10 protein-coding genes are annotated in these 10,384 nt (G+C 71.5%); 4 read left to right on the top strand and 6 right to left on the bottom strand.

Annotated elements, in window-relative coordinates:
* Together ACZ6CL_RS42360 and ACZ6CL_RS42355 are read right to left on the bottom strand one after the other, a co-directional pair.
* The coding region (locus tag ACZ6CL_RS42360; RefSeq protein ID WP_468946781.1) for an ABC transporter ATP-binding protein at nucleotides 1-447 on the bottom strand (447 nt) is incomplete at its 3' end.
* A gap of 28 nt (nucleotides 448-475) precedes the next feature.
* On the bottom strand, nucleotides 476-1,141 hold the full coding sequence (locus ACZ6CL_RS42355) for a DUF4097 family beta strand repeat-containing protein (protein ID WP_468946779.1): 666 nt from the start codon (nucleotides 1,139-1,141) through the stop codon (nucleotides 476-478).
* Between the two features lie 224 nt (nucleotides 1,142-1,365).
* Between ACZ6CL_RS42355 and ACZ6CL_RS42350 the strand changes: the two genes are divergently transcribed.
* Complete coding sequence (locus ACZ6CL_RS42350) at nucleotides 1,366-2,121, top strand: GbsR/MarR family transcriptional regulator (RefSeq protein ID WP_468946777.1); 756 nt, start codon at nucleotides 1,366-1,368, stop codon at nucleotides 2,119-2,121.
* Between the two features lie 18 nt (nucleotides 2,122-2,139).
* On the opposite strand, the gene ACZ6CL_RS42345 is transcribed toward ACZ6CL_RS42350, so the two are convergent.
* The 3 genes from ACZ6CL_RS42345 to ACZ6CL_RS42335 all read right to left on the bottom strand — a co-directional run bounded on the left by ACZ6CL_RS42345 (nucleotide 2,140) and on the right by ACZ6CL_RS42335 (nucleotide 6,459).
* Nucleotides 2,140-3,768 carry an MDR family MFS transporter gene (locus tag ACZ6CL_RS42345; RefSeq protein ID WP_468946775.1) on the bottom strand — a complete coding sequence of 543 codons (1,629 nt, stop codon included), beginning with the start codon at nucleotides 3,766-3,768 and terminating at the stop codon, nucleotides 2,140-2,142.
* Nucleotides 3,769-3,825: 57 nt separating this feature from the next.
* Entirely contained in the window at nucleotides 3,826-5,043 is a 1,218-nt protein-coding gene (locus tag ACZ6CL_RS42340; protein WP_468946772.1) for a glycosyltransferase, read from the bottom strand.
* Between the two features lie 93 nt (nucleotides 5,044-5,136).
* Complete coding sequence (locus tag ACZ6CL_RS42335; protein ID WP_468946770.1) at nucleotides 5,137-6,459, bottom strand: UDP-glucose dehydrogenase family protein; 1,323 nt, start codon at nucleotides 6,457-6,459, stop codon at nucleotides 5,137-5,139.
* Between the two features lie 172 nt (nucleotides 6,460-6,631).
* Here ACZ6CL_RS42335 and ACZ6CL_RS42330 point away from each other — a divergent pair, with 172 nt between their 5' ends.
* The gene (locus ACZ6CL_RS42330; protein WP_468946768.1) at nucleotides 6,632-7,432 is read left to right on the top strand and encodes a TetR/AcrR family transcriptional regulator; all 801 of its coding nucleotides are present in this window, start codon (nucleotides 6,632-6,634) and stop codon (nucleotides 7,430-7,432) included.
* On the opposite strand, the gene ACZ6CL_RS42325 is transcribed toward ACZ6CL_RS42330, so the two are convergent.
* Complete coding sequence (locus ACZ6CL_RS42325) at nucleotides 7,389-8,342, bottom strand: LysR family transcriptional regulator (protein WP_468946766.1); 954 nt, start codon at nucleotides 8,340-8,342, stop codon at nucleotides 7,389-7,391. The two genes, ACZ6CL_RS42330 and ACZ6CL_RS42325, sit on opposite strands and share 44 nt — an antisense overlap.
* 92 nt (nucleotides 8,343-8,434) lie before the next feature.
* Here ACZ6CL_RS42325 and ACZ6CL_RS42320 point away from each other — a divergent pair, with 92 nt between their 5' ends.
* Together ACZ6CL_RS42320 and ACZ6CL_RS42315 are read left to right on the top strand one after the other, a co-directional pair.
* Entirely contained in the window at nucleotides 8,435-9,727 is a 1,293-nt protein-coding gene (locus tag ACZ6CL_RS42320; protein ID WP_468946763.1) for an MFS transporter, read from the top strand.
* A 207-nt stretch (nucleotides 9,728-9,934) separates the two neighbouring features.
* Nucleotides 9,935-10,384, top strand: a 450-nt coding sequence (locus ACZ6CL_RS42315; RefSeq protein ID WP_468946761.1) for a PepSY domain-containing protein, incomplete at its 3' end; no start/stop codon positions are given.

The following is a 10,384-nucleotide window of genomic DNA, read 5'->3' as shown; positions in this document are numbered from 1 at the left end:
CATGGCGATGTCGAGGCGGCGTTTCATGCCGCCGGAGTAGGTGGCGGCGGGCTTCTTCGCGGCTTCGACCAGGTCGAAGCGTTCCAGGAGTTCGGCGGCGACCCGCCGTCCCTCGCGCTTTGACAGGTGGTGCAGGTCGGCCATGAGGAGCATGTTCTCCTCGCCGGTGATCAGGCCGTCGACGGCGGAGAACTGCCCGGTGACGCCGATCGCTGCGCGGACCGCCTGCGGGTCGGTGGCGAGGTCGTGGCCGCCGACGCGCAGGTCACCGGCGTCGGCGGTGACGAGGGTGGAGAGGATCTTGACGGCGGTGGTCTTGCCCGCGCCGTTCGGGCCGAGCAGGGAGAAGATCGTGCCCTCGGGGACGGCCAGGTCGATGCCGTCGAGGACCTTCTTCTCGCCGTAGGACTTGCGCAGCCCGTTCGCCGCGATGGCCAAGCTGGTCATGATGTGCGCTCCTCAGAGGCTCGGGCGGTTAGAGGCTGCGGGCGGTGATGTCGCCGTAGGCGGTGGTCGCGTGGATGGTCAGGTCGGTGGCGCCTCCGGGGTTCCCCAGGGCGTTGTGGATCCGGCCGTACGAGGTGCCCGCGTCCAGGGAGGCGGAGACTCCGCGGGCGGCGGCGACCGATATCTCGCCGTGCTCGGTGCGCAGCGTGACCGTGCCGCGCATGGCCTCGTCGATCCGTATGTCGCCCTTTCCGGCGCTGATCTGCGCGGGGCCGCACAGGCGGGTCACCGAGACGTCACCGGCGAGGACGGAGAGGCGGGCGCTCGCGGCCTCGTCGAGCTTCACCGAGCCGTGCGCGCTCTCGAGGACGACATCGCCGAGCCGTCCGACGCCCCGGAACTCGGCACTGGCGGCCTTCGCCTCGACCCGGGAATCGGCGGGCAGTTGGACCGTCACCTCGATGGACCCGGAGCTGCCGAGGAACTGGTTCTTCGCCGAGGCCTCGATCCGCAGGACGCCGTCGCTGTATCTGACCTCGGTCTGCTCCGCCACTTTCACATCGCGGCTGTTCGAGGCGTTCGCGGGCAGCACCTCGACCGTGGTGTCGGCCCGGTCGGCGGCGATGAACCGGACGTGGCCCGCGGGGATGCCGAGGACTGCGGAGATCGGGGCGGGGGTGTCGAACGTGTGCATCGTGGCCTCCTGGGCTTCGTTGTTTCCGAACGATGGAAAAGCTACGTTGCTTTCCACTATCCGGCAACAACTTCGTTGCATCAGAACGGCATCACAGCAGCTAGAGGCAAGGATTTCGTTGCAACGAATCTAAATTCAACGCAACGAAAGATCATCTGTATGTTGCAATGAAGGGGACGTGGCCACTACCCTGAAGGCGTCACACAGCAACAGAGGAGGCCGCGGTGCCCGGAGGCAGGCTCACCCAGCAGGAACGCCAGCAGATCTCGCTGGGGCTGGCCGACGGGATCGCCTACGCGGAGATCGCCAGGCGTCTCGACCGTCCGACCTCGACGATCACGCGCGAGGTGATGCGCAACGGCGGCCCCACCGCCTACCGCGCCGACCTGGCCCACCGCGCCACCGAGCGCCGCGCGGGCCGTCGCAGGCAGGCCGCGCCCCGGGGAGCGGCGGCGCGCCCGCAGGACCACGGGCGCGACGCCGAGGCCGTGCGCGAGTTCGAGGAGACGTTCACGACCGTCCTCATGCACACGGGCCTGCCCAAGATGACGTCCCGGGTGCTGGCCTGCCTCTACATCACCGACACGGGCAGCCTCACCGCGTCCGACCTGGCCCAGCGCCTCCAGGTCAGCCCGGCGTCCATTTCCAAAGCGATCACGTTCCTGGAGAGCCAGGGCCTCGTCCGCCGCGAGCGCGACGACCGCCGCCGCGAGCGCTACGTCGTCGACGACGACATCTGGTACCAGACGATGATGGCCAGCGCCCGGGCCAACGCCCCGCTCGTCGAGGTCGCGCGGCAGGGCGTCGGCATCCTCGGCCCCGACACCCCGGCCGCCCACCGCCTCGAAAGCATGGCCCGCTTCGTCGACTTCATCAGCGAGAGCATGGTCCGCGCCGCGCAACAGGGCCGCGAAGTCCTCCACACCAAACCCAAACCGCCCTCGGACGGCGGTGCCGAACCGAGGGCGGATCAGGGATAGGCGTACGGGCCCACTCGTCTATTCGTCGGACAGCGTGAGGTCCGGGACGCGCCAGGCGGCGATCAGGAAGGCCAGCAGGAGCACGGCGGCGCCGGTGAGGAACACGATCTGCAGGGAGCTGACGTAGCCCTCCAGGAAGGGCTTGGCGACGCGCGGGTCGAGGGTGTGGAGGAAGGCGGAGTCCTCCAGGTTGACCTTGCCACCGGGGCCGACGGCCGCCTTCAACGCCTCCGCGTTGGCGGGCTGTTCGGCGAGTTCGCGGTACGAGGGCTGCTGGAGCGCCTCGGTGAAGCGGTCGCCGATCCGCGTTCCCGCGAACGAGAAGAGGATGGAGACGAAGGCGGCGGCGCCCACCGTGCCGCCGTTGGAGCGGAAGAAGTTCACCCCGGCGGTCGCGGCACCCATGTCCTTCCGGGGCACCTCGCTCTGGGCGAGGGTGGTGAGCGTCTGCATCGCCGCGCCGAGCCCCGCGCCCATGAACACCATGCCGAGCGAGACGTGCCACAGCGGGCTGTCCACGCCCAGCGTCGCGTAGACGACCATGGCGGCGGCGAACGAGCCGATGCCCGTGACCAGGTAGACCTTGAACCGCCCGGTCTTGGAGATCAGGCGGCCGACGACGAGCGTGACCGTCAGGTTCGCCGCGACCGTGGGCAGCGAGGCGAGACCGGCCCCGATCGGGCTCATGCCCTTCACGAGCTGCAGATACAGCGGCAGCGTCGTCATCGCGCCGAACATGCCGATGCCGACGATGAAGTGCAGCGTCGTGCCGAGCCGGAAGGACGTGATGCGGAACATCCTCGGCGGCAGCAGCGCCGCGTCCCCCATGCGCCGCTCCACCAGCACGAACGCGGCCAGGCCCAGCACCCCGATCACGTACATGGCCAGGGACAGCGGCGCTCCCCAGCCCCAGCTGCGGCCCTGCTCGGCCACGGTGAGCAGCGGGACCAGACCGACGGCGAGGGCGGCCGCGCCGCCGTAGTCCAGGCGGTGCCGCACCGGACGGTGCGGAACGAAGCGCAGCACCCGCAGGATCACGGTGATGGCCAGGACCGCCAGCGGCACGTTGATCAGGAAGATCCAGCGCCAGCCGTCGATCCCCAGCAGGGTCTCGCGGCCCGCCAGTGCCCCGCCGACCAGCGGGCCGACGATGCTGGAGCCGCCGAAGACCGCCATGAAGTAGCCCTGGTAGCGGCCGCGTTCCCGGGGCGAGGTGATGTCGGCGACGATCGTCATGGCGAGCGACATCAGCCCGCCGCCGCCCAGGCCCTGGACCGCCCGGAACGCCGCCAGCTCGTACATCGAGGTGGCGATTCCGCACAGCAGCGAGCCGATGGTGAACAGCGCGATCGCCCACAGGTAGACCGGGCGGCGGCCGTGGATGTCGGAGAGCTTGCCGTACAGCGGCGTCGCGATGGTCGCGGTGATCAGGTAGGCCGTGGTCACCCAGGCCTGGGCGGTGAGGCCGTGGAGGTCGTCCGCGATGGTGCGCAGCGCGGACGACACCACGGTCCCGTCGAGCGCCCCCAGGAACATCCCGAGCACCAGCCCCGACATGACGGTCGTGATCTGGCGGTGGGTGAGCCGTACGGGCGGGCCGTCCGCGTCGGGGGCCGCGCCCCGCTCGGTCGTGTCTGAGGTGGTCACGAGGAGGTCCGTCTCTTCCCGGGGGTCGCTTCGTACCGTTCGGCGTGCAGGGCGGGGTTATCCGGCGAGCTTCTCCAGATCGCCGACGGCGGTCTCGATGCCCGGTGTGGCCAGCATCGCCAGCCGGGCCGCGCGGGCGCGGGCGGTGATCGAGTCGTCGGCGAGTACCTCCCGGCAGACGGCGGCGATGCCCTCGGGGGTGGTGTCGGTGACGTGCCGTCCGAGGCCCAGCTCCTCGGCCCGCCGCGCGTTGGCGTGCTGGTCGCCGAACTGCGGCAGGACGGCCAGCGGGGTGGCGGTGCGCAGCGACTCACGGACGCTGTTGAAGCCGCCGTGGGTGAGGAAGACGTCGACGGACTCCAGCAGGATCGGCTGCGGCAGCCGCTCGGTGACGTGGACGTGCGGCGGCAGGCTGTCGGTGTCCAGGGGGACGCCGGAGGTGGTGAGGACGACGGTGCAGTCGTCCAGCCGCGACACGGCGTCCGCGATGGAGCGCAGTGTGGCCGTGGGGTCCGGGAAGCCGGGGGGAAGCTCCATCCCGTCTTCGGCGCCGCCCATCTCCAGCATCTTCGGCATCGCGGTGCCGATGGCGGCGTACACCAGCGGCCGGTCGGTGGGGAGTTCGGCGACCCAGCGCGGGAGGACGGAGGCCCGCTCGACGTCCACGGTCTGCCGGTACGACCAGGACGGGGGCAGGTTCCGGGCGAAGGTGAACTCCGGCGGTACGCAGTCGACGCGCCCGTGCGGGGCGAGGGACATCGGGTCGTCGTGGGTGGGCAGCCCGACCTCCTCGCGGGTGGCGTTGAGGTACGGCAGCACATCGGCCGGGTCGACGATGTTGACGGCCCCGGAGGGGGTGGGCAGATGGGGTATGCCCAGCCGCTCGGCGATCAGGCAGGCGCCCATGTCCATGCCGTCGCGCAGGATGAGGTCGGGCTGGAACTCCTTGGCCGTCGGGAAGACGCTCTCCAGGGAGATCTTCGCCCCGCCCCCGGCCATACCGCGGAACATGAGCTTCCCCATCGCGGTGTGCAGCGCGGCCGTGTCGTCCGTGGGCAGCTTGGCCAGGTCGTCGGCGTGCTCCGCCATCCGGGCGCGGGGGTCGAGGTCGGGCATGACGGTGCTCACGCGGACGTCATCGTCCTGGAAGACCGGTGCCAGGCTGGGGTTGGTGACCACCAGCACCTCGTGTCCGGCCGCGGCGAGCGCGCGGAGCAGGGGCAGCTGGGCGCGCCCGTGGGAGGGGCTGCCGGTTGTGGTGCACAGGACCCGCATGGGGTGAACCTTTCTGTTTCGGCGGTGTGGTGCGTGCTCGGGATGCGGTGGCGTGCGGCTCAGCCGCGGGACGCCAGGGCGCGGGCGTGCGGCTCAGCCGCGGGACGCCAGGGCGGGCGTACGGCCGACGCCGTGCCACCGCAGCCCGGCCCGCTCCAGCCGGACCGGGTCGAGGAGGTTGCGGAAGTCATGGACGGTGGGCGTGGCGAGCCGCCCCGCGATGGCCTCCCAGTCGAGGTCCCGCAGTTGCGGCCACTCGGTGAGGACGACGCACGCGTCCGCACCGGCCGCCGCGTCCAGCGGGTCGTCGACGAGGGTGAGCAGATCGCTCAGGTCCGGGCGGGTGGTGCCCCGCAACGCCGGGTCGTAGGCGACGAGTTCGGCGCCGCGCTCCTTGAGGAGCCGGGCGATCGCCAGGGCCGGTGAGTCGCGCAGGTCGGAGGTGCCCGCCTTGAAGGTCAGGCCGAGCAGGGCGAGCCGTACGCCGTGCAGCGAGCCGTCGCCGCTCCCGTGCTCGGCCGCGATGCGCTCGACCAGCCGGTGCTGGTGCTCGACGTTGGTCTCGATGGTGGCCCGCAGCAGCGGGAAGTCGACCCCGGCCTGCTGGCAGATCGTCAGCAGGGCGTGGGTGTCCTTGGGCAGGCAGGAGCCGCCCCAGCCGGGGCCGGGCCGCAGGAACGCGGGGCCGATGCGGGGGTCGTAGCCGATGCCGTCGGTGACGTCGCCGATGTCGGCGCCGAAGTGCTCACAGAGGGTGGCCAGGTTGTTGGCGAAGGACAGCTTCATGGCCAGGAAGAAGTTGGCCGCGTACTTGGCGAGCTCGGCGCTGGCGGCGTCGGTCAGCACGACGGGCGCGTCCAGCGTGCTGTACAGGTCGGCCACGCGCTGTCCGGCCTCCCGGTCCGCCGCGCCGATCACGATGCGGTCCGGGTGGAGGAAGTCGTGGACGGCCCGGCCCTCGCGCAGGAATTCGGGATTGCTCACCACCGTCACGTCCGGGCGGCCGAGCAGCTCCGCGACGCGCTCCGCCGTACCGACGGGCACGGTGGACTTGTTGACCACCACGCTGCCCCGCGGCAGGACGGTACGGATCTCCCCGGCCACCGTCTCGACGGCGGCCAGGTCGGCCGCGCCACCGGCACCCATGGGTGTCGGCAGGCACAGGAACACGACGTCCGCGTCCGCCACGGCGGCCGCGGTGTCCTGGGTGAACTCCAGGTGGCCGGTGGCCACGGTGTCCCGGACGAGGTCCGGCAGACCGGGTTCGAGGATGTCGACCTCCGCCCGCCGCAGCCGCTGGACCTTCTGGGAGTCGGCGTCCGCGCACACCACGTGGTGGCCGAGGGACGCCAGACAGGCGCCGGTGGTCAGTCCGACATAGCCGGTTCCGATTACGGCGACACGTCGATCAGACACAGATGATCTCCCAACCCCATAAGTCATCGATCGTTGACTTATCGATCATCGTGCAGGCGCGTCCGAGGGAAAGTCAACAAGCGCTGACAACGATCGGTGACTTTGAGACAGTCGGCAGAGCCAGGAGGATGGGCGACCGGCGAACGGCCGTATCTGCGCGAGGAGCTATCGGGTGAACGAACCAGCGAACGACCGGACTTCGGGGGCATCCGCCGCACCCGCTTGCCCGCCCGCGCGCAAGCGCAGCGCCGAGCGGACGCGCACCGCCCTGATGTCCGCCGCCGCCTTCCGTTTCGGCCGGTACGGCTACGACGGGACCAGCGTGCGCGACATCGCCGGGGACGTCGGAGTGGACGCGGCGCTGGTCTACCGGTACTTCGGCTCAAAGGAGGCGCTGTTCGAGAGGGTGTCGAGCAACTCCAAGGTGTTCGAGCCGCTGCTCGACGTCCCCCTGCACTGCGTCGCGGACTGGTTCAGCGCCCTGATCGCCGGGGAACCCAAGGACGCCGACTTCCCCCACCCCGTGCTCACCGTGCTCCGCTCCTCCAGCCGCGACGAGGCCATCGGCCGTCTGCGCGGGGAGCTGACCGACATGTTCACTAAGCGGTTCGCCGCCCGGCTGGACGGTCCGCACGCCGAGGTACGGGCCGAGCTGCTGGTGGCGTGGGTGCTCGGCACCAGCCTGATGCGCGGCACGATCCAGACGCCCGCGCTGGCCTCGGCGGAGAACCAGGACGTCTTCGAGCAGTTCCTGCGGGCCGGGGTCGACGTCCTGCTCAGCCCCGAGGCCGCAAGCCTCAGCCGGGAGGAGACCTCCGGTCTCGGGCGGGACGAGGCCTCCGGTCTCGGCCGGGACGAGGCCGCGAGCCCCGGTCGGGACGAGGCCACCGGGCCCCTGGAGGGCCGCTACCCGGAAAAGACCGCGGATTTCAGTGGAGAAGCTGACCCCGGCGGCTCAGCAGAAACCGCTTGAAGGCGGCCACCGGCGGCGTGTCGGGGTGGCCGTCCAGCCAGGCCACGCCGATCTCACGGACCGCCCGGGGCGCCGTGACCGTCAGCTCCACGACCCCCGGGCGGGGCACCGCCGGCGGCGGCAGCAGCGCCACGCCGAGCCCCGCGGCGACCAGGCCGCGCAGCGTCTCCGCCTCCTCCCCCTCGAAGGCGATCTTCGGCGTGAAGCCCGCCTCCGCGCACAGCGCGTCGGTGATCCGGCGCAGCCCGTACCCCGGTTCGAGGGTGACGAACAGCTCCGCCGACGCCTCGGCGAGCCGCACCCGGCGCCGCCCGGCCAGCCGGTGGTCGTACGGCACCACCAGCCGCAGCCGCTGCTCGTCCAGGCGGCGGGCGACCAGGTCGGGGGCGTCGGGGACGGGCGAGGTCAGACAGAGGTCGAGGCCGCCCTCGCGCATCCGGTCGATCATCGCTTGGCCGTAGTTCTGGACCAGCTGGAAGCGGACCCGGGGGTGATCGACGCGGAAGCCGCGGATCAGACCGGGTACGGTCTCCGAGCCCAGCGTGTGCAGAAAGCCGAACGCGATGCGGCCCGCCGCCGGGTCCGCGTCGGCCCGTACGGACTCGGCGGCCCGGTCCACCTCGGCCAGCGCCCGTTCCACCGAGCGCAGGAACGTACGCCCCGCCGGGGTGAGCGCCACCGTACGGCCGCGGCGGGCGAACAGCGCCACGCCCAGGTCCTCCTCCAGCCGCACCATCGCCCGGCTGAGCGTCGACTGGGGCACGCCCAACTCCTGGGCGGCGCGGGTGACATGCTCATGTCGGGCTACGGCGGCGAACTGGGCGAGGCGGGGTGTCAGCGCCGTCGCCCACGACCCACCCTCGACCTCGACTGTCACCGGAATGTCGTTTTCGTTGCGGATGCGTGACATAAACGTCCCTGACCTCTACTCATGCAGCAGTGGATCGATTATCGCGATTCCGTGCATTGGACGCATCAGGACTGGGTGCTTACCTTCGAACCATGCCTCCCGCTGATACCGGGGCGTCCACCCACAGCCGCGTGGACGCCTCCGCCCCGCCCGTATCTTCTGCCCCCGAGCGCATGGCCCCCGGCCGCCCCGGTTACATCCGGATGAGACTCGCGCTCTTCACGGCCGGACTCGCCACCTTCGCCCTGCTCTATTCGACGCAGGCGCTGCTCCCCGCGATCTCCGACGATCTGCACGTCCAGGCCGACGCCGCCAGCTGGAGCGTCTCGGCGGCCACCCTGGCACTGGCGCTGGCGGTCGTCCCGCTGAGCGCCCTGTCCGAGCGGTTCGGCCGCCGCACGATGATGACCGTCTCGCTGACGGTCGCGGTGGCGGTCGCGCTGGTCGTGCCGTACGCCCCCGACCTGGGCTGGCTGATCGCGCTGCGCGCGGTCCAGGGCGCGGCGATCGCCGGCATCCCGGCCTCCGCGATGGCGTACCTCTCCGAGGAGGTCGAACCGCGGGCACTGGTCGGCGCGATCGGGCTCTTCGTGGCGGGCAACAGCGTCGGCGGCATGAGCGGCCGTCTCATCACCGGCTGGGTCGCCGACGGCTACGGCTGGCGGATGGGGCTCGCGGCGGTCGGCGCCATGTCGCTGATCTGCGGGATCGCCTTCCGGCTGCTGATCCCCAAGGCCCGGAACTTCTCCCCCGCCGCGGTCAGCCCGCGGGCGCTGGCCCGCACCGTGACCCGGCATCTGTCCGACCCGCTGCTGTGCCGTCTGTACGCCATCGGCGCGCTCTTCATGACCGTCTTCGGCGGCGTCTACACGGTGATCGGCTACCGGCTGGTGGACGAGCCCTTCGGGCTCTCGCAGAGCATGATCGGCTCGATCTTCCTGATCTACCTGGTGGGCACGGTCTCCTCCGCCACCACCGGCAAGCTGGTCGGCCGCCTCGGCCGCCGCGGCGCCCTGTACGTCGCGGTGAGCACCACCGCCGCCGGGCTCCTGCTGAGCCTCGCCGACTCGCTGGCGTCCGTCCTGCTCGGCCTGGTCCTGATCACCGCGGGCTTCTTCGCGGGCCACGCCGCCGCCTCCTCGGCGGTCAGCCGCACCGCGAAGACGGGCCGCGCCCAGGCCGCCGCGCTCTACCAGACCGCGTACTACACCGGCAGCAGCGCGGGCGGCACGCTCGGCGCGATCGCCTTCCACTCGGGCGGCTGGACCGGCACCGTCGCCCTCGGCCTGCTGGCCGTCGCCGGTGCCACGGCCATCACCCTGTACGGGACGCGCAAGGCGAAGGCGGAGGCCCGGGCGATGTCCCCCGCCCCGGCCCACGCCTGACACCCCCCTCTCAGCCCGAAGGGGCCGCACCCGCCACTGTCCGGCGGGTGCGGCCCCTTCGCCCGTTCGGCCCCGTGAACCTGAAGAGGGCTTCAGGACTTCAGGCTGCGTTCAGGTTCGGTTCGGCAACGTAGTGGGTGTTCGGAGGGCGCGACAGGGCCCGCCGACGGAACACACCACGCGAAACGAACCGGAGGAACCGTCACCATGAAGGCCACCGCCAAGCGCACCCTCACCCCCCGCGCCATCGTCCTCGGCACGGCCGCCGCCATCGCCCTGATCGGCGGCACGGGCGCCGCGAACGCCTTCGCGGACAACGACGGCCCCGCCCCGAAGTCCTCGGTCCAGCTCACCCAGAACGAACGCCACCTCGACGACACCGCCCAGGACCGCACCGAGGTCAAGGCCGACAAGGTCAGCTACGACGAGGCCACCGCCGCCGCGCTGAAGGCCGTGCCCGGCACCGCGACCTCCGCCGAGCTGGACACCGCCGACCGCAACGGCTCCCTGATCTGGGAGGTCGACGTCTTCGGCAAGGACCACAAGAGCCACGACGTCACCATCGACGCGGGCAACGGCAAGGTCCTGGGCCAGCACACCGACCGCGACGACGACGCCGCCCAGGACGCCCGCGAGACCCAGGCCCTCATCAAGGCC

The sequence above is a fragment of the Streptomyces sp. NPDC041200 genome (assembly GCF_055591805.1).
Note: the sequence above shows the minus strand (reverse complement) of the source record. Positions and strands in the feature narration are given on the sequence as shown.